Genomic DNA, 20,468 nt, shown 5'->3' with positions numbered 1-20,468 from the left:
TTATGGAACTGCTAGTGAAGAATAAAGAAGGGAATATATGGGATATTTCTGGCATCGTCTCAGATATTTCTTGGAAAACTGCACGGTCAGGTAAACCGTCAACGCTAGAGTTAACGCTTGTGGACAACGGAATTTATCAGCTCCCCAAGTTCGGGATCAGCAACGGTGATATTATTCAGTTCAGTAAAGATAATGTAGATGTATTTTACGGATTTGTGTTCAGCATTGATACGGGCTCGGATCAAGAGATTAAGCTGACTGCCTATGATCAGATTCGTTATTTGCTGGGCAATGGTAGTTATGTTTTGCAGGATGTTACGGCTAGTGATGTGATCAAGAAAATAACAACGGACTACGGATTAAAGACAGGTGTGCTGGAGGAGACAGAGTACCGGATTCCTTCTTTAATTGAAGATGACAAAAAGCTGTTGGACATCATTATGGGAGCCATCGGCAGTGAGCTTCAGTTTAAGGGGCGGCTGATGGCTTTTTACGATGATTTTGGGAAGCTGACGCTGCGTAAACCGGATTCTATGCTGCTTAACCTGGTGCTGGGAGCGGGGCATTATCTGTACGATTATTCGCTCAAAAAAAGTATTGATGACGATACGTACAACACGATTTTTCTGTACAAGGACAACGAGGCATCGGGCAAACGCGATTTCTATCCGGTCAGTGACAAGGACAATGTGAAACGCTGGGGTATCCTGCACTTGTATCAAAAGGCTGATGACAAAGCGAATGCTGCACAAATTCAGGAGAAGGCAAACAATCTGCTGAAAATGCACAATCGTGAAAAGCTTAGTCTCTCCATACAGGCGATTGGTGATATGCGTGTAAGAGCAGGCAATTTCATTTATGTCCTATTGGATGAATTCGAGACTCAATTGTTTCTGGTGGACCAATGCAGCCATAAGATTTCTGGAGGGGAGCATACAATGTCCCTCGATATTAAGGTGGTGTAGAAATGATGTTAGATATTATTAAAAAAGCAAGTCTAGGAGCCGTGGGAAGTACAAATCCCGTGGCTTTTTCTTATGGAACGGTAACGGTGGCAGCTCCTTTGCAGATTCAGGTGGATCAGCGGTTTGTTTTATCGGGGAATGCGTTAGTGCTGCCTGAATCGGTAATGGAAAGCAAGATAGACATCGAGGGCAAAGAAGTAATACTTCGGCGAGGATTAGCGAGTGGGGACCGCGTATTAATGGTTCGAATGCAGGGCGGACAAAGCTACATTGTTCTGGATCGGCTGGTGAGTCCGATATGATCCCGGCGATTGGAAAAGCTGGACCGATAACGGCCCTGCTTGAGGGGGAGGTCAACCTTGAGCGTGGGGAAAGTCCTAGTCTTACGTACCGAATGGATTGGGAGAGAAAAAGGATTACAGGCCAAACGGATGGACTGGAAGCAGTTCAACAGGCAGCGGCAAAAATTTTGCGAACCGATCGGTTTGAACATCTGATTTACAGTTCGGATTACGGAACAGAGTGGCGGTTGGTGCTTGGCAAGGATCGGCTGCTGGTTAGAGCTGAAATCAGACGTATCGTTAGTGAGGCACTACTTCAGGATGAACGAATCCTTAGCTTAGAGAATATTGTTGTTTCGTTTACCGGAGATAATCTAACTTTTGACTGCAAGGTCGTCACACGTTACGGAAATTTTCAGCTGAGAAAGGAGTGGAATGAGGATGTATGAGGATCAGACGTATGAGGCTCTTTTGGAGCGGATGCTGGACCGGATTCCATCAGGATTGGATAAACGCGAGGGCAGCATCATTTATGACGCGTTGGCTCCAGCAGCCGCTGAGTTGGCACAGATGTATATTGAGCTGGATGTGAATAATAATCTGTATTTTGCAGATACGGCTACCGGAGAGTACTTGGAGCGAAGCATCTCCTGGTCAGGCATTGTAAGGCGTGAAGCCAGCAAGGCACAGCTGAAAGGGATTTTTTATAAGGCGGATGGAGGATTGTTGGATGTTCCACTCGGCAGCCGCTTCTCACTCGAAATGCTGAATTATACGGCTGTGGAGAAGTTATCTCCTGGAGTGTATCGCTTGGAAAGTGAAACCGCTGGAGAAGAAGGAAATCGATATTTTGGCTCTTTACTGCCAGTGGATTATATTTCAGATCTAGCGCGCGGAGAAATAGCCTCTCTTCTCATCCCTGGGGAGGACATTGAAACGGATGATGCGTTACGCCAGCGTTATTTGGATTCAGCCAGACGCCCAGCTACTAGCGGAAATAAATATCACTATATGGAGTGGGCACTGCAAGTTTCGGGTGTGGGAGGCGCACGTGTTTTTCCATTATGGAAAGGTCCTAAAACTGTGAAGGTGATTATTGTGGACGCCGAAAAAAAACCTGCATCCGAGCTGTTGGCGGCTCAGGTACAGCAATACATTGATCCAGTTTCAGGAGCGGGTGAGGGACAAGCGCCGGTAGGGGCTGTTGTGACCGTGGCGCCGGCTGCGGGCAAAAACATCAGTATAAGCGCCAAGGTAACCCTTGCTTCTGGCTATGCACTGCAAGCTGTAAACCAAGGCTTTCAGGTGATGCTTGAGAAATATCGCAAGGAGAAGGCTTTTTCAGCAACCTATATCAGTCAGTCTGTCATCGGGGCATTATTGCTTGCTACTGAAGGAGTCGCGGATTACACAGAGCTGAAGTTGAACAGTGGAGCGGGCAATGTGATGTTGAACGAAGAAGAAGTACCGTTGTTCGGTAACGTTCTACTGGAGGTGTAGCATGGGTTATCCAGAGCAAATTGATATTTTTCAAGAAAAACTTAATAAAAAGGCAAACGGTAGCAGCTATGTTATCGAAGAGAGATTACCGCTTGTAAATGGCGTTCACAGTGGTCTTCTAGCGCATGACAATATTAATAATCAGACCATTGCGGTGTACACAGGGTCACAGTATTCCGGGATCGAGCTACGCAATTTCACTGTGTCTTTTCCGGATGAGGCGCCCTGGCGGCGGTTGATTAAGATTTTTGCCGATGTGCCTGAGGTATATGTGACTTACGAAACCCCCGGCGATACGGTTGAAGCAGAGGATATTAACGGTTTGCAGGTGAGTCTTACCGCTGTCCAGACTGAAATAGAGCGTTATAAGAACAAGGGCCAGATTGACGGAGGATCATTTAGAAGAGAGGTGTAAAATGGCACAGACCATACAAATAAAGCGGGGTACAAAGGCTGAGCTAACGAGTTATGGCGTGTTGAAGGCAGGTGAGCTTGGTTTTTGCAGTGATACTAAGGAAGTTTATATTGGTGACGGCACGTCCAATTCCATGGTCGGTAGGGCGCTGTCCGGGCCAGAAGCTTCGCGTCCGGTTGCAGGATCCGTTGGTCGTTTGTATTACGTGACTACGGGTTCGAATAGCGGATATTTATATTTTGATGATGGGGCAGCATGGCGGCGGGTGAATGCGCAGAAGCTTACCGATCTGACAGGTACAATTGATGATATCGCTGATGGAGCAACCTATGCGAAGGTGCTTAAAGCGGATATTAGTGCGGGACATATCAATAAAGTATCGGATGGGACAAATGTAAAGACTGCCGCTGAGATCAAGACTCACATTGATGATGTGGCCAAGCACCGGACGATCAATGATGCGGGGACTACGATTACAGACTTGTGGTCTGCGCAAAAGATTAAAAATGAAATTGAGCTGGCTAAGCATAACATCGAACCGCAAGCATCGGTAAAAGACCAGAACCTGCTGGCTCCACCTGCCAGTCCGGTTGAAGGGGATCGATATATTATTCCAGCAGGGGCAACCGGGGCATGGGCGGGCAAAACGAATCAAATTGTTGAATACCAATCTGCCGCTTGGGTATTTTATGTTCCTGCCGTAGGTTGGACCGCTTACGTCGATGATGAGCAGAAAATTTACAGCTGGAACGGTAGCGCATGGGTACGTACCGGTGGTGCACTACAGACCATTACAGCCGGGAACGGGCTGATTGGTGGGGGTCAAGCCGATGCTGTGACGCTGAACATTGGTGCGGGTAATGGGATCACGGTCACTGCAGACGCGATTGCGGTTACCGCTGGAAAAGGAATCACCGTGGATGCAGCTGGTATAGCTGTAAGTGTGGATGGAAGCAGTATCGTTTATGATGCTGCGAATGGCAATAAACTTACCGTGGCCAGTATTGATGGCGGAACATTCTAGGGGGCGGGACAATGGCTCTAAAAACATTGATTCAAATACGCCGCGGCTTGGAAAGCGCCATTGGAGCGCTGGCTATTGGTGAGCTTGGATATTGTACAGACAGTGGCAAGCTGTACATTGGTTCCGCCGCTGGTAATGTCTTGCTGGTAGCCGCGCAGAGTACCGGGGATATGCTGAAAAGCATTTACGATACGAATAACAATGGCAAGGTGGATTTTGCGCAACAAGCGGATAGTGTAGCTTGGGCGGGGGTAGCGGGTAAACCAACGGTATTTCCTCCAGCGGCGCATACACATGATTATTTGCCCAAAGGCCCCCTAACCTGGAATCAACTGAAGGGGGTGTAGAGGATGAGTTACGGCAGCTCTTTATACAGCGAATTGCAATATTCCGCAGATAAAGATTCGAGCCATCCGGGTGAAGTCGAGGCGCCTGATCTAATGCAGTATTTACCGGATTATTACAAGGATGTCCGCGAAATGGAGAAGCTTCAGGAGACCATCGGGCTAGAAATTGGTGGACTGAAGGTAGGTACTATAGATGTACTGGATCAGGCGTTTATTGAAACGGCTACAGTGAGCCTTGGTCGCTGGGAATCCGAACTTGGACTCAGCAGCGATCCATCCAAGTCTTATGCCACTCGTCGAGAGATGATTAAGGCAAAGCTGCGTGGAAATGGGACCACCACACCGGAGATGATTCAGCGGACGGCATCAGCTTTTTCAGGTGGAGTGGTTGAAGTAAAGGAAGTGCCTGAGGAGTACCGTTTTGAGATTCATTTTGTGAGTACACTAGGGATTCCTCCGAATATGGCAGGGTTGATTCAAATCATCGAAGAGATTAAACCTGCGCATTTAGCTTATGAATTTGTGTTCAGCTATACCTGGTGGGACTCTGTTAAGGCTTTGACTTGGGAGAGTGCTCACAGTAAAACATGGAACGAATTAAGAACTTATAGATAGGAGAGTGACATATGCAAACCACAGGAAATTTGGGCTTAAAGAAGCCAGAGGGAACAGATATCGTTGATATTGCCGATCTGAACGGGAATATGGATATTTTGGACAATGCCGTTAATGGCAAGGTCGATAAAGTAACAGGCAAACAGCTGTCCACGAACGATTACACCGCCGCCGAGAAAACGAAGCTGGCGGGTATTGCTACGGGAGCGAATAATTATGTGCATCCTAATCACACGGGGGATGTCACTAGTACTGGTGATGGAGTTACGGCTATTGCGGCTGGGGTGATTGTAAACGCCGATGTTAATGCTTCAGCCGGAATTGATGCTTCGAAGATTGGAACGGGAGTGGTCTCAAACGCGGAGTTTGGGTACTTGGATGGGGTTTCTAGTGGGATTCAGGGGCAGTTGAATGGTAAGGCGCCGTTGGTTACTACGCCTCAGCAGACGACAGCGGATATTACGTACTACGTACGGACGGACGGGAATGATTATAATACGGGATTGGTGAATACGGCGGGTGGGGCGTTTAGGACTATACAAAAGGCGATTAACAGTATTCCTAAACATGTTCTTCATAGCGCTACTATCAATGTCGCTGCCGGTACGTACGCCGAAGATATCTCTTTTGCAGATGTGAGTGGTGGCACGGAAGTATGGCTTAACGGAGGAACAAGCTACGAGACGGCCGCAAACTTCAAGGTTAAAAGTATGACCTTTTACGGTGTTAGTAATCAAGTAGTTGTAACTGGATTCACAGCAACTTCTACAACGAGAGTCGGATTTTTTATTAATAACTCGATATTTATTCAGATGCTATATTGCCGTATATTAGCAGATGGCAAGGCAAACTCCGTTGGAGGATTCGAGGCTAGTAACCATTCTGGTTTGCGACTTTACGGCTGTGAAGCTTCTAATCGTAATGCAGGCATCGTCAGTAACCAAGGATCAACGGTAATATCCAGAAATAGTTTTGGGACCTCAAATACTATTGGACTTTCAGCATACGACGGTGGCACAATAACAAAAAAAGACGGTCAGCCCGCGGGCACAATAAATGAACAGATTGACGCAGGTATCATAACTAGGGGTGTACTTAACCCATGGGGAGATAACACGATTGATACACGCCCCTTTGCAGCAATGTATATGGATGCCGGTGGCGACGTACCTTTAACTGCCGGTGTAGATAAAAAACTTTTTTTTAACGGTGTGCACATGAGTCAGAAGGGAGTAGCTGAACCTTCACAAGGCGGTTTCTATGCGCCCGAGAGAGGGATTTATGAATTATCTGTTCGGGTTGGATTTGGGATTACGACGAGTGTTACAAGCGGTGTTGCAATTAAGATCTATATAAACGGAGTTCTAAACTGCACATTGAGCGAGGGAGCTATCACAACTGCACTTATAGGCTGTACCCTTAATGGTAATACTACTTTGGTTTTAAATCCAGGAGACCGTGTTCATATCTATGCCGTTGCCCTTCACAATTCAAATGTTTCATGGGCTTCTCAGTACACATATGCCACTCTTGCGAGAGTGGCATAACTAATGGAGGTGACTAAAATATGGATTTAATGAAGAACTTGCTATTCCTATTTCCAGATAGTCAGTTGGGAGTCGATTTCACTTTGAGAGACGACGGCCCAATAGTAAAGTATCTTAAAGAACCTTTGCTTACGAAGCATGTACAGACGCCTGGTGAGACTACGGAAGAGGTAGATTGGATAGAAGGCGTACATTATATACTTCGTCCAGCACACCTCGCAGAGTTAGAAGAGGGCGTAGATTATGAAATAGAGGAACGCGGCCCATACATCGCAGCCTGGAACCTAGAAGTCCCGCAACCAACGGAAGCAGAACTGGAAGCGGCGTGGGAAGCATATCTAGAAGCAGAAGCTAACAAACCACCAGAATTAAGCGAAGTCGAGCAACTCCGTGCTGAGAATACTGCTTTGCAAGACAGGCTTCAAGATGTCGAAGTCATTATGGCTGAATTACTCAGCATATAAACCCAAAAGGAGGTGAGTTGTAATTATGACAATGGATTCAATAACAGCCGCCAAAATCCGCTTGATGGCCAATGCCTGCATCACTCGTTTTGATCGTGAGGAGGGTCCGATAGAGAATATCATTTCTTCCTATAACATGCAGCCGGATAATGAGATTTTGGTTAAGGATCAGATTATCCAGAAACGATCAGAATTTCATTTTGCTGAAAACGATTCGACTGAGCAAGCTTCATCAGCCAAATAATTAGCACGCATCCACACAGGAGCGTGTTTTTTTGTGCCCTCGGTGGTGCCGGGGGCTATTACGCATCAACATCATTACAGAAAGGAGCGGACGAATGGGCGAAGGGGATATTGCGCAATTGGAGAAGCTGCTGCCGCTGGCGGATAAGTATGGGCTGGCTTATATTGTTGCTTTCATTTTGATGATCGTGCTGATGGTGTTATTGCGTGCGATTGTCAAAGGGAACCTTGTACCGCGAGAAATGCTGGATCGGGCAGAGGAGGATCGGGATCGTCTGCAAGCGATTTTGGATAAGGAGCGCTCGGAGTTTATGCAGCCCACACTGGACGTCTTAAAGAAACTGAAGATTGACCATACGGAAGACAGGGGGAGTTAGAAATGCTGTCACAATGGATTCGGCGGCTGCTTCTCCCCCGGCATGTTGATAAAGAGATGGAGCTCCGTAGAGCCTCTACCAGCGTTACACTGACCATAAGTCATTATAAAAATGTCTCGCAGGAAATTCAGGAGGAGATTGATCGTAACCGGTTCGCCAAATATTTAGTTTATGATCGAGGGGATCATGATGCACATGATTGAATTTTTATTATTGGTGCTATATGGCACTAATACGGCTTGCGGATTATACATTATTCATCGCCACAGGCAATATTTTTACGAAAGATTCCAAAAAGGTGTGGTCAGCGTGTTTATGCTGGCTATGCTTTTTTTCTTATTGGCTTATACATTCAATATGCTTATCGTTCTACTATTCCGTTTGGCAGAATTACTAGGAGTGGACATGGCAACATGGCTGACTTGGCTTAATTATAGCTGGGCTATTGCCCAATTCGGTACAACTGGTGGAATTATAATATTAGCGATACTGACACGTTCGGGGAAATACGACCAATTTATTTATCTGAAAAAGATAGACAGAAAAGAGGAACTTCATGCTGACAATAACTCAGGTAAAAAATAAATCAGCCCAACGCCTAACAGGACTACACCCCGTAGTCCGTTCCGCTGCTACTGCTCTAATCGAACGTTGCTACAAACTCAACATCCCCATTCTCATTACGCAGGGACTTCGCACAATTGACGAGCAGGATGCTCTATATGCCCAAGGCCGCACCAAGCCCGGAGCGATTGTCACCAATGCACGTGGCGGATATAGCTATCATAATTTTGGATTGGCCGTAGATTTTGCTCTTTTGCTGCCGAATGGATCTAGTGTGTCTTGGGATATGTGCCGGGACGGTAATAACAACCAGATCGCAGATTGGCAGGAGGTTGTAAAGGAGGCAAAAGGGCTGGGCTTCGAGTGGGGAGGCGACTGGACAAGCTTCAAGGATTACCCCCATTTTCAAATGGCGTTTGGGTTAACACTCACACAGTTACGAGCAGGGACAAAGCCCTCAACATCTGCGGTGGAGTCAGCGTATAAGGTCATCAATCGGAAGGAGGAGGAAGAATTGAAGAGTGATGTTATTGCTGTCGTAAAGGTTAACGGGGTTAAAGTTGCAGATGGAGTGCTTGAAAAAGGCATCACCTACGTCCCTGTACGTGTTATTGCAGAAGCGCTGGGTGCTCAGGTAGGTTATGATTCAGCGACTCGAACGGTTGAGATTACAAGTACCCGCTAAGGAGGGAAAAGGATGGAAATTGGAACAATTTTAGATGATGTTATGGCGTTCGCCTCTATATTAGCGGTATTCGTACTGGCACTGGTTCAGTTGGTCAAAAATAGCATCAACATCCCGCGTAATGCAGTCCCGATTATCGGACTGGCGATAGGTTTGCTCATCGGCGTAGTAGCGTATCCTTTTACCGAACTTGATTTAGTGCTTCGCCTTTGGGCTGGGGGTCTTGCAGGCTTATCTGCAACCGGGTTGTTTGAACTAGCTTTTAAGGATCACCCGGGCACGACGAAAGAGTAAGTGGATAATAGGTACGAATCATAAAAAAGGGCTGTTCCAAAAAGTCTGAAAAAGACCTAAGGAAGAGCCCCATTGTTTTTCTCATGATGTTACATAAATAAGATTCAGAACGAAAGCGTGCTGCCGGGTTGTAAAGAATATAGTCCTGTGAAACCTTCTCCCTTTAATATAGAAGCTACTTGGTCGATATGTGGTTTGGGAGCATGGACGAGCACTGTCCGGTGGCTGGGAATCGTTTGGAGCATTTTGCGAATGTCCGGCAAGCCTTGATGGACTTTATAGCGGATAAGTGAGACTGTACAGCGCACGCTGCTAGATTCTCCGATCATAGCTTGCTTAACAAGGCGATGTCCAAAGCTTCCCGCCGCTAAATGTCCCGTAAAAATCACATGGTTGTCAGGAGAAACAGAGAGCTGGTGAAAGTATTCTTGTGCTTTTGCTGACTGCATCATCCCGTCATTAGTGAATACGATAGCTCCCTTAAGATTCAACATTGCCTTCGCGCGTTCGTCCGAATTAGATACAACACACAAGCTTTTTCTGTTAAAAAGCGCATTTACGCGCTGAATAGCGTCCTCTTTCAGCCATTCCACCTTGTTGCTTAAAGCTCGTAAAGGAGCGACGAGTGCTTCTTCAACGATCAACTGATGATCTGGAAAACATTCATTTGCCCATACGATCAATTCCTGGCTTCTGCCATGGATAGGCACGGGAAGGAGGACTGAGCCCCCTTTTTGCAAGGTGTTATGGATGGCTATCTCTAATTGCTGTAATTTTACAAGCTGCTCATCAGGATCTGCCCCATAAGCAGCATCGATAATGGACAGATCAGCCACATTTTTAGCTTCGGCTTCCATAATTGCTGGGGTGTCTGCCGTGAGCAGCTGCGACTCCTCCGTATAATCCCCCGAGAAAAATACAGTTTTGTCCTCCCATTCTAGGCCCAGCCAAACCGAACCTGCTAAATGCCCGCTACGTCCCCATTGAACTCGAAGGTTAGGCGCAAGCGTCAGCCAAGTTTGAGGGGAGACATACTCCTCTAAATACTTGAATTGAATAGCTTCTTTATCCGTTTCCTCATAGGGGAGCGGGGCGGATTGAGCTGCCACATATTTATCCCAGGCCTCGAAATAATCAGGAAGCTGTAATGAGGTGGATCTAGTAGTCCATACCTTACCTCTGTATCCGTGTTTATAAAGTAAGGGCAGCGCTATGGAATGATCCTCATGAGCATGAGACAGAAATACTGCCTGCAAATGTGGAATAATATCCTTATCAAGTAGGGGGTATTCCCCTGGGCCTTCTTTTTTTACGCCACAATCGAGCAGGATGCCATTTCGTGAATCCTTGCCCTGCAAAAGATAGGAGGAACGGCCATGCTCTCCGGCCCCTCCCCAAATCGTTAGTCTGCTCATTGTTGTCTCCGCTTTCTATCTGGGCTTAAATATTCTAAGACTAATAGTAATAGGGTAGTGATGCCTACAGAGATTACAGCCATGGCCATCCCCATCGCTACCGCCCCTTGTTCAAACTGGGCGAAAATATAGGTCGCCGAGGTCTGCATTGAAGGTGGCAGAATGAGTAACGAGGCTACCAGTTCCCGATTGGAAATGGTGAAGGTCATCATCCAGCCAGCCACCATCCCTGGAAGGATGAGGGGAAGCAGGATACGGCGGAACACATACAGCTTACTACCTCCGAATACTTGTCCCGCTTGTATCAGAGAGGAATCGATCTGCCCATAGCTTGCTTTTACATACTGAACAGTATAAGGAAGGAAAAGTACGACATAAGTCAGTACAACCATCCAGTAGGTATTATAGAGCGGGATAGGCATCCAGCGGGCATTCCACAGCAGAATTAGCCCTACTACAATTACAATTCCCGGGACTGTATTTGGAAGCAAGCTGAATAAATCTGTAATTTTCTGCTTGAATGTAGCCCCTTTTCCTACCGTTAGGGCAAACCAAGTCCCGAGAATAACAGCGATACTGGAAGCAACGATAGCTAATGTAAAGCTATTTAATAAGGCCTCAAGTCCTTGCGAACCCGGGGATAACAGCTCTGCATAATGTTTTAAGGTTAGATTGCTCCAGGATACACCTTCTCCCCGAAGCTTCAATAATGAGGCTGTTATGATAGAGAAATAAGGAATGCCGATGGATGCCAGAAGCAATAGAAGAACATAACCCCAGCTAAGAAACCCTACGATTCCTGTACTCTTATAACGGTTAGTACGAGTTCCTTTTCCACCGATCAGACGGTAAGAGTAGCGGCTGCTAATTACAGTTTGGATGTACCACATGACAAGGCAAACTCCGAGCAGCAAGGAGGCTAGTGAAGTAGCCTTACCGAAATCAATCGGCCAACTGGAGATATATTTATGGATCTCAGAGGTCAGAACGTAAAAGCCGATCCTACGGCCAAAGGTCGCAGGGGTACCGAATTCAGCAATTGTTTTAACGAAGATGAGCAGTGCTCCAAGCCCATAGCTAGAGAGCAGTAAAGGAATAATCACTCTTTTAAATCTGTAAAAGAAGGGGGCGCCGTGAACAGAGGCTGCTTCCTCCAGATTGCCCCCGATCTGCAAAAGCGCATTGCGCAGCAGCAGATACAGGAAGGGGAACAGGTGAAGGCTCATGATCAGCACCATACCCCCATAGCTAAAGAAATACGGTGTAAGCACGGAGGAGGAGGGCAGAAATTGCTCCATATACCCACCCGTCTGCATAAACAACATCCAGCCCATAGAACCAATGTAAGGCGGCGTCATAAATGGAATTAACAGCACGACATCCAGCCAGTTGTGGCGCCCTAAGTCAGTTTTTGCCATAATCCAGGCTAGAGGCAGCGCAAACAAAGTAGTTAGCAGAATAACGCTTACCCCAAGCCCGATAGAATTCAGCAGTACCTCTACTAGGTCATTGCTCCCCATAATGGTTCGTAGTGGTGCGGTTATATCGAGATGCCCCTCTGGATAAACACTGGTCCAGAAAATGAGCAGGAGTGGCAGCAGCACGAGCACGGTTAGTATAAATAAAGCCAGTCCACCGCTCACCCATTTAAATGAGCGCAAAGAGTTAGTATTCATTACGCTTATTTAAAAATTTGTGTGAAGGTCGAGGAAACTTCATCGCCGTGCTCGTTCATCCATTCCCAATTCACATCAAATGTTTTAATTTCTTCAAGATTGGTACGATTTTCTGCCTTCACGTCAGTTCTGCCTGGCAGCAAATAGGCTTTGGCAACAAGGGCTTGCGCTTCATCGGATAGAAGGTAGTCGATAAAAGCCTTAGCGTTATCTACATTCGGGCTTGTCTTAATGATCGCAGCGGGACGAGGGCTGATTACAGTTCCTTCAGCAGGGTAGACGATATCCACAGGTTCTCCGTCAGCTTTTGCTTTATAAGCCATGTAATCTACGCCAGCAGCAACGACGGATTTAGCACCGGTAATCACCGGATCAAGTGCCTCTTGATTGGCGCCTGCCATAGCTACTTCATTGCTTTTATATTGTTTAAAAAGATCCCAGCCACTGTCCCCCTTAGCACTTAAATACCCAGTCATGAAATCAAGAGCCGAGCCGGAAAGTGAAGGATCGGGGATATTGACTGCACCCTTCCATTCCGCTTTAGTGAGATCATCCCATGAAGTCGGAGGTGTGCTTACTTTTTTAGTATTGTAGACAATCCCCAGTGCGGATGCGCTATAGCTAAAATAATTGCCATCTGCTGTGTCTGACCAATCGCTAACGAGCTTATCTGCATTAACCGCCTCTTTATATGGAAGTAATAATCCGTCGTTTTTCATTCCTTGCATGGACGGAAGAGAGGCGAGGACAACAACATCAACGACCGGATTGGATTTTTCTGCTTCCATGCGGGCAAGTATTTTTCCTGTAGTGCCTTGGAACATTTCAACCTTAACGCCAGTTTTGGCTTCAAAGCCGTCTTTGATTTTATTGGCTAAACCTTCAGGGCCTGCACTGTAAACGACAAGATTGCCGCTTAGTGTCTTTTCTGTTGGTTGTGGGGCTTCAGTTTGCGTCGCCGCCGCAGTATCGGTTTGGTTGTTGCTTGCGTTAGCCGCAGGGGTGTTCGAGGAGCCGCAGCCCACTAGAGTAATGCCAAGTGCAGTTGTTAGAAGAAGTGAACTTAACCCTTTTGTCTTTTTCATTTGATTCAATGTAATTGCCTCCCTAATATTGTTGTGTGCATCTTGCTGCATGGAACAGCATCATATAGAGCCATTCCATGCAGTGGACGCTTAATTCAGATGATGGATTTGGTGCTCTGAAGCGTACAGCTGAATCTTTTCCCCTACAGGTAGGCGCCGATCATGATAAGCGGTCCAAGTCCCATTGTGCTCCATGTTCAGAATGATCTCATAGCGATCCCCCATATAACTCACATGCTGAATAGTCCCTGTAAAAGGAAGAAAGGAAGCATCCTCCTGAGACCAGCGTAAATGTTCTGGACGCAGCATCTGTTTATCCGGAACGATCCAGTTGGATTTTCCAATAAAGTGGGCTACAAAAGGATGGCTCGGTTTTCGATAAATGTCCTCAGGAGAACCACTCTGTAAAATAGTGCCACCTTGCATTACAACTACTTCATCTGACATAGACATCGCCTCGGTTTGATCATGCGTCACATACAGGGCTGTAATGCCCATGTTTTTCACCAAGGAGATTAACTCCAGCCTCATTTCATCTCGCAAGACCGCATCTAGCGCACTTAATGGCTCATCGAATAATACAAGCTGAGGGCGCATGACTACGGCTCGGGCAAAAGCAACCCGCTGCTGTTGTCCACCGGACAGCTGGTGTGGAAAACGCAGCTCTAACCCCTCCAGCTTGACCGATCGAAGTGCCTCCTGTACCCGAACCCGTAAATTCTTTTTTTGTTTGGAAGCTCGAAGTCCGAAGGCTACATTCTCGAACACAGTCAGATGCGGCCAGAGGGCGAAATCTTGAAAAACCATGCCAAAGTTACGGCGATGAATAGGGTGGCTAATTCTTTTGCTGCCTGAAAAAATAAACTCATCATCGATCAGAATTTCTCCTGCATCCGGTGTTTCCAGCCCAGCAATCAGACGGAGTAGTGTCGTCTTTCCACAACCTGAAGGACCGAGTAATGTCGTAAAGCTTCCAGCGGGAATCTTCAGATCTGCAGCCTTTAAGGCATGCACATCTCCGAATTTCTTTTCCAATCTGTGGATTGTAATTTCCTTCATTCTATCTACCTGCCTGTTCTTAAGCTTGTTCTTAGTGTAAAGGTAAAGAATTCCCGCTATATTTGCTGAATGTAACTGTGATATTAACTTTTTTGCCGATTTATTTTAACATTCATAGAATTCTTCTATGTTACCGTTTAGGAAAAGGCGAGGGAGTGGAAGAGAATGAACCTTAATCTAATGAAGCTGGAAATTGTAGAACTGCTGAATAAACATAAAAAAATTACCACGGTAGCAGATAAACTTGGACTAAAGCAGCCGACCGTTACGTATCATTTGAAGAATTTAGAGCAGCAATTGGGGGAGAAGTTATTTGAATCCAGAATGGATAAAATGATTCTTACGGAGAGTGGCAAAGCGTTTCTTCACTATGCGATTAAAATCAATGCGCTTGCAGCGGAAGCGGAGCGGGTGGTAAAAGAGTTCAGTCAGGCAGGCCGGGGGACGCTGAAGATTGGTGCCAGTTATGTTCCAGCTACATATATTCTTCCAAAAATATTGGGGCTGTTTGGCGAACAACATCCGGGGATTACCATTTCTTTATCGGTTAAGCCTTCACCGGTGATCAAAGAAATGCTTGCCAGTCATGAGATTGATCTTGGTATCTTGTCTACGGAATCTTTTTATCTGCCTGATCTGCATACTCAAGCCTTATGTGAAGATGAGCTTGTCCTTGTTTTTGCACCTACACATGATTTTGCCGGATTTTCTAATTTAAACTCGGCGATGATCGCTTCAGCGAGCTTTATTTTGCATGACAAGGAATCAAGCACACGCCATTTGACGGATAAATGGTTTGAACGAGAGGGAAAAGAATCAAAACCGCATATTTTGCTCGATTCACTGGAGGCGATTAAGCAATCGCTTATGAGTGGACAGCATGTCTCATTTATTTCACGACTTGCTGTGGAGGACGAGGTAGCCAGAGGAAGATTGCTAATGCGAGCCATTCCGGATTATAATTTTGAAAGACATATTTATTATTCGTATAACCGTGATCGTCATTATTCTCCTTTAATTGGACTGTTCATTGACCAGCTCCGCACAATCCGAATATAAGCATACATAGAGAATATACGATAGAGCCATTATATATATGAAAGAATACATAAAATATAAGGACTGTATAAATTCAGAAATTGGTGTATAATCTTAGGTACTGTGTCGCTTTACAGCACAAAAAAGTTGCAGATTTTCAAACGGTTTTATTGTATGATATGAGGAAGCTTTAATAGACGATATTTAGACAGACAAACTTAACACATTGATCCGGAAGAGAATGGGGGGAGCAGCATGACCGAACTTACGACTACCGTCAGCAAAAGCAACTCTAACAATCTGCTGCGACGGGACGTACGGTTCTTGGGGAACATTTTAGGAGAGGTCTTGGTTCACCAAGGCGGTAACGAACTGCTAGAGATCGTGGAGAAGATCCGCGAGACCAGTAAATCGCTACGCTCACTATTTTTACCTGAACTGCATAGTGAATTTAAGGAGTTAATCAATTCTTTGGATCCGGAGAACCGTCATCAGGTAATAAGAGCGTTCGCCATTTATTTTCAATTGGTGAATATTGCCGAACAGAACCACCGGATTCGCCGTAAACGTGACTATGAACGTTCAGCTGGGGAGACAGTTCAACCCGGTTCTATAGAAAGCGCTATTCAAGAGCTTCGTGAACGTGATTTCTCTCATGAGGAAGTCAACGAGATTATTGAAGGATTGTCTCTGGAACTTGTAATGACGGCACATCCAACGGAAGCCATGCGCCGTGCGATTCTCGATATTCATAAACGGATATCCGATGATGTTATGGGTCTTGATAACCCTACTCTAACTTTCCGTGAACGTGAACAGCTTCGCGAGAAGCTATTGAATGAAGTGATTACGCTTTGGCAAACGGATGAGCTACGTGACCGCAAGCCAACAGTACTCGATGAAGTGCGCAATGGAATGTACTATTTCCATGAGACTATTTTCCATGTATTGCCGGATGTGTATCAAGAGCTTGAACGCTGTCTGAGCAAATACTATCCTGGACAGAATTGGCATGTGCCAACCTACTTGCGTTTTGGATCATGGATTGGTGGAGACCGTGATGGTAACCCTTCGGTAACCTCAACGGTCACTGCGCAGACTTTACGCATGCAGCGTAAGCTGGCCATTCGTGAATATCAGCGGATTATGCGTGAACTCATGAAATATCTAAGCTTTAGCACAAGTATTGTTAAAGTAACGCCTGAGCTAGTAGAATCCATCGAAGCTGATCGTCAGATCATTAACCTAGGCAAGATGGAAGAATGGCGCAATGACAATGAACCTTACCGTATTAAACTTAGCTACATGATCTCTAAGACACAAAATGTTTTGGATGATGAGAAAAAGGATACTCCTGAGCGTTATGCTACACCTGAGGAGTTCATAGATGATTTGAATGTCATTGACCGCAGTCTACGGTATCACTACGCCGACTATGTGGCCGATACTTATATTAAAAAGCTAATCCGCCAAGTGGAGCTGTTCGGATTCCATACGGCAACTCTTGACGTGCGTCAACACAGTCAAGAACATGAAAATGCCATGACAGAAATTTTGGCGAAGATGAACATTTCGCCGGACTACTCTAAGTTGACGGAGATCGAGAAGATTGATCTGCTGGAGAAATTGCTGAATGATCCACGTCCGTTGACCTCTTCTTACCAGACGTATACTGAAAGTACAGAGGAGTGTCTGGCTGTTTACCGGACGATCTTCGCATCGCAGGAAGAGTACGGCAAACAATGTATCACCAGTTATCTGATCAGTATGGCTGAAGCTGCGAGTGACATTCTGGAGGTTATGGTCTTCGCCAAAGAGGTAGGACTATTCCGCAAGGATAATGACGGTACAGTTGTATGTACCCTGCAAGCAGTGCCACTTTTTGAAACGATCGATGACTTGCATGAAGCACCGCAAATTATGAACACACTGCTCAATATGCCGATCTACCGTGATGCGGTAAGAGCAATGAATGATTTGCAGGAAATCATGCTTGGATATTCAGATAGTAATAAAGATGGCGGCGTGGTTACTGCTAACTGGGAACTGCGTGTTGCCCTAAAAGAAATTACAGCGACAGCGGATAAGTTCGGAATCAAGCTGAAGTTCTTCCATGGCCGTGGTGGAGCGCTCGGCCGCGGGGGTATGCCACTTAACCGCAGTATTCTTGCTCAGCCAGCTTCGACAATTGGCGGCGGGATTAAGATTACCGAGCAGGGAGAAGTGATCTCCTCCCGTTACTCGATGCAAGGGATTGCTTACCGCAGTTTGGAGCAAGCGACATCTGCACTTGTAACTGCAGCAATTAGTGCGAGAGTGCCACAAGCGGATCTTTATGAAGAGAAATGGGAAGAGATTGTTGCCCGGATTTCTGAAGTCTCGCTGAACAAATATCAGGATTTGATCTTCCGTGATCCGGATTTCCTGACTTATTTCAAAGAATCAACACCTCTGCCTGAGGTAGGAGAGCTTAATATCGGTTCCCGTCCTTCCAAACGGAAGAACAGCGATCGTTTTGAAGATCTGCGCGCAATTCCTTGGGTATTTGCATGGACACAAAGCCGTTATTTGCTCCCAGCCTGGTACGCTGCTGGAACCGGACTGCAGAGTTTCTATGAGGGTAAGGAAGAGAATCTGAAGATAATGCAACATATGTATGAGAACTTCTCATTCTTTACTACACTGATAGATACGCTGCAAATGGCTATTTCAAAAGCGGACTTGATCATTGCTAAGGAATACGCCAGCATGGGCAAGAACGAGGAAGCACGTCAACGGATCTTTGGCCAGATTGAAGATGAATTTAATCTGACCTCTGAGCTGATCCTGAAGATTACAGGCCAGCAGGATATTCTGGATAACGTTCCTGTGATTCAAGAGTCGATCAGACTCCGCAATCCATACGTTGATCCGCTTAGCTATCTGCAGGTTCAATTGCTATCCGAGCTTAGAGCGCTCCGTGAAATCGATGGAGATGATAGCGAACTGCTTCGCGAAGTATTGCTTACCATCAACGGCATTGCCGCCGGTCTTCGGAATACCGGCTGATATAGTCCTAACAACAAAAAGTCCGCCCTATTTGGGGCGGACTTTTTTTGCCTAATACAAGTTGTTGTGATCATAAACTGTATATTGCTGCTGTGAACTTTACTTGTTCCTAAATATTGGAGAGTCAAACCCGATATTTTTTTTATTACCCTACCCAAGTAACCGAGATGTAATCGGAGGTAAATAAAGTGGCACTTATTACTTCGGTGATGGAGCAGCGTAGAGAATATTTGGAACTGTAGGAGCGCCAGCGTTCGCCTTTATCCTCAGATTTCGACCGCTATATGCGGTTTATAATCAGGAAATGTGAGGATAACAGCGACCGGAAGTCCAAATATTTCTCGGAGCCGCACTTAATCGCCTATACCAAGTTGTCCAGTTTTTAACTCAGTTTACATAGAAGGTTACAATACAATCCTTGATTTTTACACAAACTTGAATTACGATTTAATTGCTTGTACCGTGGATATTTGCGAAGAAATACCAAGGGCGGCAAGTCTGGGGGAGTTAACAGGTGGAGAATTTGGAAGGCAGATTGACAAAGCTCGCCTTGAAGGGCGACCAAAGGGCATTTGCCGAGCTTGTGGAACTATATAAAGACAAAATATATCATTTAGCTTACAGGATGTTGAACAATCGCCATGAGGCGGAGGATATTGTTCAGGAGACCTTTTTGCGTGTGTATAGGAATTTGGATCGTTATGATGATAAACAGAAGTTCTCCACATGGATTTACCGGATTGGAACGAACCTCTGTATTGATAGATTGCGTAAACGAAAACCAACCTATTCGCTGGATGCTGAAATGAACGATCAGGAGGGCCTTGATGGCTATTCGTTGATTCCGAGCGACAATGTGACACCTGAGACCGAACTATTGCTCTCTGAGACGCAGGGGCTAATCTATGAAGCAATTGACAGTCTGCCTGTGAAATACAGGTCGGTGATGATTCTGAGATACCTGCAGGATCTGTCCCTTCAGGAGATTAGTGATGTCCTGGATATGCCCGTGACCACGATTAAGACGCGTGTACACCGAGGCCGTGAATTTTTGCGTAAAAAATTAGGCCCAAAAATGTAAAAATAGATTTTATTTATGAAACATCTTTTCGAGAGCGACGTATGTAAGTTAAGCAAGTCTTATGTGTCCTGACCCTTTGTCTTAGGATAATTAAATAGCACTCATGAAAGGATTGGCTCCTATGGAATGCAAACTGGCCGTCTCTATGATGCATGACTACTTGGATGACGACTTGCCCGAACAGCAGCAGAGGGAATTGAAGGAGCATCTTCTATCCTGTCCAGATTGCCGTGCAAAGTTTAAAGAATTGGAACAGACAGATATGTTGATGTTCTCCCTAATGCATCAGAATCCTGTAGCTTCAGATGATCTTGTGAGCCGGATAATGAGTTCATTGCCAAAGACTAAGAAAGAAAAAGCCTTTATTACCTGGATCAAGAGACACCCTGCACTTACAGCGGCATCTCTATTCCTTGTCGTTATGCTGATGAGCACCGTAACTTTTTGGAGTCCAGACAGACAACTTGTAGTTAGAGGTGTTGATTTGGATCAAGTGGTCATCAAAGGGGATACTGTAATTGTACCTTCCGGCAAAATAATTACCGGAGACCTTACCATAGAGAACGGTAAAGCACAGGTATATGGAGAAGTGAACGGCAACGTGACAGTCATTGACGGATCTCTATATCAGGCTTCAACAGCTCATATTTCTGGGCAAGTCAAAAGCATAGACCAGGCAGTAAGCTGGTTCTGGTATAAAGTGACGAACATGTTCTCTGAAGTTGCCTACCGTTAATGCGGGCAG

At 45.8% G+C, this 20,468-nt stretch carries 24 protein-coding genes; 20 read left to right on the top strand and 4 right to left on the bottom strand.

All coding sequences use genetic code 11. The features are described from left to right. Positions 1-2: 2 nt before the first annotated feature. From NYE35_RS27905 to NYE35_RS27830, 16 genes are all read left to right on the top strand, one after another. Positions 3-965 carry an XkdQ/YqbQ family protein gene (locus tag NYE35_RS27905; RefSeq protein ID WP_076105553.1) on the top strand — a complete coding sequence of 321 codons (963 nt, stop codon included), beginning with the start codon at positions 3-5 and terminating at the stop codon, positions 963-965. 5 nt (positions 966-970) lie between these two features. Continuing rightward, complete coding sequence (locus tag NYE35_RS27900; protein ID WP_036681399.1) at positions 971-1,267, top strand: DUF2577 domain-containing protein; 297 nt, start codon at positions 971-973, stop codon at positions 1,265-1,267. Then, entirely contained in the window at positions 1,264-1,695 is a 432-nt protein-coding gene (locus NYE35_RS27895) for a DUF2634 domain-containing protein (RefSeq protein ID WP_076099869.1), read from the top strand. The genes NYE35_RS27900 and NYE35_RS27895 overlap by 4 nt, the downstream gene beginning before the upstream one ends. Further along, on the top strand, positions 1,688-2,746 hold the full coding sequence (locus NYE35_RS27890; protein ID WP_094902367.1) for a baseplate J/gp47 family protein: 1,059 nt from the start codon (positions 1,688-1,690) through the stop codon (positions 2,744-2,746). The genes NYE35_RS27895 and NYE35_RS27890 overlap by 8 nt, the downstream gene beginning before the upstream one ends. Before the next feature lies 1 nt (position 2,747). Then, complete coding sequence (locus NYE35_RS27885) at positions 2,748-3,161, top strand: phosphoglucomutase (RefSeq protein WP_094902369.1); 414 nt, start codon at positions 2,748-2,750, stop codon at positions 3,159-3,161. A 1-nt stretch (position 3,162) separates the two neighbouring features. Continuing rightward, positions 3,163-4,185, top strand: coding sequence for a DUF2793 domain-containing protein (locus NYE35_RS27880; RefSeq protein WP_094902371.1), 1,023 nt, complete (start codon positions 3,163-3,165; stop codon positions 4,183-4,185). Between the two features lie 11 nt (positions 4,186-4,196). After that, positions 4,197-4,532 (top strand): hyaluronate lyase N-terminal domain-containing protein, encoded by a 336-nt coding sequence (locus NYE35_RS27875; protein WP_076208480.1) that lies wholly within the window; start codon positions 4,197-4,199, stop codon positions 4,530-4,532. 3 nt (positions 4,533-4,535) lie between these two features. Beyond that, on the top strand, positions 4,536-5,147 hold the full coding sequence (locus NYE35_RS27870; protein WP_036681263.1) for a putative phage tail protein: 612 nt from the start codon (positions 4,536-4,538) through the stop codon (positions 5,145-5,147). A gap of 11 nt (positions 5,148-5,158) precedes the next feature. Beyond that, positions 5,159-6,694, top strand: a complete 1,536-nt coding sequence (locus NYE35_RS27865; protein ID WP_094902373.1) for a hypothetical protein — start codon at positions 5,159-5,161, stop codon at positions 6,692-6,694. Positions 6,695-6,714: 20 nt separating this feature from the next. Continuing rightward, positions 6,715-7,158, top strand: a complete 444-nt coding sequence (locus NYE35_RS27860) for an XkdW family protein (protein ID WP_094902375.1) — start codon at positions 6,715-6,717, stop codon at positions 7,156-7,158. A gap of 25 nt (positions 7,159-7,183) precedes the next feature. Continuing rightward, positions 7,184-7,402 (top strand): hypothetical protein, encoded by a 219-nt coding sequence (locus NYE35_RS27855; protein WP_036681268.1) that lies wholly within the window; start codon positions 7,184-7,186, stop codon positions 7,400-7,402. Positions 7,403-7,496: 94 nt separating this feature from the next. Next, positions 7,497-7,778: a hypothetical protein gene (locus NYE35_RS27850; protein WP_036681272.1), complete on the top strand. Its 282-nt coding sequence runs from the start codon at positions 7,497-7,499 to the stop codon at positions 7,776-7,778. A gap of 2 nt (positions 7,779-7,780) precedes the next feature. After that, entirely contained in the window at positions 7,781-7,981 is a 201-nt protein-coding gene (locus NYE35_RS27845) for a hypothetical protein (RefSeq protein ID WP_036681274.1), read from the top strand. Then, on the top strand, positions 7,974-8,363 hold the full coding sequence (locus NYE35_RS27840; protein WP_340952431.1) for a hypothetical protein: 390 nt from the start codon (positions 7,974-7,976) through the stop codon (positions 8,361-8,363). The genes NYE35_RS27845 and NYE35_RS27840 overlap by 8 nt, the downstream gene beginning before the upstream one ends. After that, positions 8,335-9,027, top strand: a complete 693-nt coding sequence (locus NYE35_RS27835; protein WP_341122290.1) for a M15 family metallopeptidase — start codon at positions 8,335-8,337, stop codon at positions 9,025-9,027. Before NYE35_RS27840 ends, NYE35_RS27835 begins: the two co-directional genes overlap by 29 nt. A gap of 12 nt (positions 9,028-9,039) precedes the next feature. Then, positions 9,040-9,321 (top strand): holin, encoded by a 282-nt coding sequence (locus NYE35_RS27830; RefSeq protein WP_341122289.1) that lies wholly within the window; start codon positions 9,040-9,042, stop codon positions 9,319-9,321. A 104-nt stretch (positions 9,322-9,425) separates the two neighbouring features. Here the strand turns inward: NYE35_RS27830 and NYE35_RS27825 are convergent, their stop codons facing one another. From NYE35_RS27825 to NYE35_RS27810, 4 genes are all read right to left on the bottom strand, one after another. After that, positions 9,426-10,736: an MBL fold metallo-hydrolase gene (locus NYE35_RS27825; RefSeq protein ID WP_341122288.1), complete on the bottom strand. Its 1,311-nt coding sequence runs from the start codon at positions 10,734-10,736 to the stop codon at positions 9,426-9,428. After that, positions 10,733-12,412, bottom strand: a complete 1,680-nt coding sequence (locus NYE35_RS27820) for an ABC transporter permease (protein ID WP_341122287.1) — start codon at positions 12,410-12,412, stop codon at positions 10,733-10,735. Before NYE35_RS27820 ends, NYE35_RS27825 begins: the two co-directional genes overlap by 4 nt. 5 nt (positions 12,413-12,417) lie before the next feature. Next, entirely contained in the window at positions 12,418-13,497 is a 1,080-nt protein-coding gene (locus tag NYE35_RS27815; RefSeq protein ID WP_341122521.1) for an ABC transporter substrate-binding protein, read from the bottom strand. 90 nt (positions 13,498-13,587) lie between these two features. Beyond that, complete coding sequence (locus NYE35_RS27810; protein WP_076099886.1) at positions 13,588-14,556, bottom strand: ABC transporter ATP-binding protein; 969 nt, start codon at positions 14,554-14,556, stop codon at positions 13,588-13,590. A gap of 165 nt (positions 14,557-14,721) precedes the next feature. Here NYE35_RS27810 and NYE35_RS27805 point away from each other — a divergent pair, with 165 nt between their 5' ends. From NYE35_RS27805 to NYE35_RS27790, 4 genes are all read left to right on the top strand, one after another. Further along, on the top strand, positions 14,722-15,615 hold the full coding sequence (locus NYE35_RS27805) for a LysR family transcriptional regulator (protein ID WP_036681285.1): 894 nt from the start codon (positions 14,722-14,724) through the stop codon (positions 15,613-15,615). Positions 15,616-15,849: 234 nt separating this feature from the next. Further along, on the top strand, positions 15,850-18,642 hold the full coding sequence (gene ppc / locus NYE35_RS27800; protein ID WP_341122286.1) for a phosphoenolpyruvate carboxylase: 2,793 nt from the start codon (positions 15,850-15,852) through the stop codon (positions 18,640-18,642). A 514-nt stretch (positions 18,643-19,156) separates the two neighbouring features. Further along, positions 19,157-19,723 (top strand): RNA polymerase sigma factor SigW, encoded by a 567-nt coding sequence (gene sigW / locus NYE35_RS27795; RefSeq protein ID WP_036681288.1) that lies wholly within the window; start codon positions 19,157-19,159, stop codon positions 19,721-19,723. Positions 19,724-19,844: 121 nt separating this feature from the next. Continuing rightward, on the top strand, positions 19,845-20,459 hold the full coding sequence (locus NYE35_RS27790) for a zf-HC2 domain-containing protein (RefSeq protein WP_036681404.1): 615 nt from the start codon (positions 19,845-19,847) through the stop codon (positions 20,457-20,459). Positions 20,460-20,468 lie beyond the last annotated feature (9 nt).

Origin of the sequence: Paenibacillus sp. FSL L8-0494 (assembly GCF_038003695.1) — a bacterium.
Lineage (GTDB): Bacteria > Bacillota > Bacilli > Paenibacillales > Paenibacillaceae > Paenibacillus_AQ > Paenibacillus_AQ odorifer.
Note: the sequence above shows the minus strand (reverse complement) of the source record. Positions and strands in the feature narration are given on the sequence as shown.

What these genes read in the sequence shown, in the direction of transcription:
- NYE35_RS27905 (WP_076105553.1), top strand. Translation starts at nt 3, where the DNA reads ATGGAACTGCTAGTGAAGAATAAAGAAGGGAATATATGGGATATTTCT.
- NYE35_RS27900 (WP_036681399.1), top strand. Translation starts at nt 971, where the DNA reads ATGTTAGATATTATTAAAAAAGCAAGTCTAGGAGCCGTGGGAAGTACA.
- NYE35_RS27895 (WP_076099869.1), top strand. Translation starts at nt 1,264, where the DNA reads ATGATCCCGGCGATTGGAAAAGCTGGACCGATAACGGCCCTGCTTGAG.
- NYE35_RS27890 (WP_094902367.1), top strand. Translation starts at nt 1,688, where the DNA reads ATGTATGAGGATCAGACGTATGAGGCTCTTTTGGAGCGGATGCTGGAC.
- NYE35_RS27885 (WP_094902369.1), top strand. Translation starts at nt 2,748, where the DNA reads ATGGGTTATCCAGAGCAAATTGATATTTTTCAAGAAAAACTTAATAAA.
- NYE35_RS27880 (WP_094902371.1), top strand. Translation starts at nt 3,163, where the DNA reads ATGGCACAGACCATACAAATAAAGCGGGGTACAAAGGCTGAGCTAACG.
- NYE35_RS27875 (WP_076208480.1), top strand. Translation starts at nt 4,197, where the DNA reads ATGGCTCTAAAAACATTGATTCAAATACGCCGCGGCTTGGAAAGCGCC.
- NYE35_RS27870 (WP_036681263.1), top strand. Translation starts at nt 4,536, where the DNA reads ATGAGTTACGGCAGCTCTTTATACAGCGAATTGCAATATTCCGCAGAT.
- NYE35_RS27865 (WP_094902373.1), top strand. Translation starts at nt 5,159, where the DNA reads ATGCAAACCACAGGAAATTTGGGCTTAAAGAAGCCAGAGGGAACAGAT.
- NYE35_RS27860 (WP_094902375.1), top strand. Translation starts at nt 6,715, where the DNA reads ATGGATTTAATGAAGAACTTGCTATTCCTATTTCCAGATAGTCAGTTG.
- NYE35_RS27855 (WP_036681268.1), top strand. Translation starts at nt 7,184, where the DNA reads ATGACAATGGATTCAATAACAGCCGCCAAAATCCGCTTGATGGCCAAT.
- NYE35_RS27850 (WP_036681272.1), top strand. Translation starts at nt 7,497, where the DNA reads ATGGGCGAAGGGGATATTGCGCAATTGGAGAAGCTGCTGCCGCTGGCG.
- NYE35_RS27845 (WP_036681274.1), top strand. Translation starts at nt 7,781, where the DNA reads ATGCTGTCACAATGGATTCGGCGGCTGCTTCTCCCCCGGCATGTTGAT.
- NYE35_RS27840 (WP_340952431.1), top strand. Translation starts at nt 7,974, where the DNA reads ATGATTGAATTTTTATTATTGGTGCTATATGGCACTAATACGGCTTGC.
- NYE35_RS27835 (WP_341122290.1), top strand. Translation starts at nt 8,335, where the DNA reads ATGCTGACAATAACTCAGGTAAAAAATAAATCAGCCCAACGCCTAACA.
- NYE35_RS27830 (WP_341122289.1), top strand. Translation starts at nt 9,040, where the DNA reads ATGGAAATTGGAACAATTTTAGATGATGTTATGGCGTTCGCCTCTATA.
- NYE35_RS27825 (WP_341122288.1), bottom strand. Translation starts at nt 10,736, where the DNA reads ATGAGCAGACTAACGATTTGGGGAGGGGCCGGAGAGCATGGCCGTTCC.
- NYE35_RS27820 (WP_341122287.1), bottom strand. Translation starts at nt 12,412, where the DNA reads ATGAATACTAACTCTTTGCGCTCATTTAAATGGGTGAGCGGTGGACTG.
- NYE35_RS27815 (WP_341122521.1), bottom strand. Translation starts at nt 13,497, where the DNA reads ATGAAAAAGACAAAAGGGTTAAGTTCACTTCTTCTAACAACTGCACTT.
- NYE35_RS27810 (WP_076099886.1), bottom strand. Translation starts at nt 14,556, where the DNA reads ATGAAGGAAATTACAATCCACAGATTGGAAAAGAAATTCGGAGATGTG.
- NYE35_RS27805 (WP_036681285.1), top strand. Translation starts at nt 14,722, where the DNA reads ATGAACCTTAATCTAATGAAGCTGGAAATTGTAGAACTGCTGAATAAA.
- ppc (WP_341122286.1), top strand. Translation starts at nt 15,850, where the DNA reads ATGACCGAACTTACGACTACCGTCAGCAAAAGCAACTCTAACAATCTG.
- NYE35_RS27790 (WP_036681404.1), top strand. Translation starts at nt 19,845, where the DNA reads ATGGAATGCAAACTGGCCGTCTCTATGATGCATGACTACTTGGATGAC.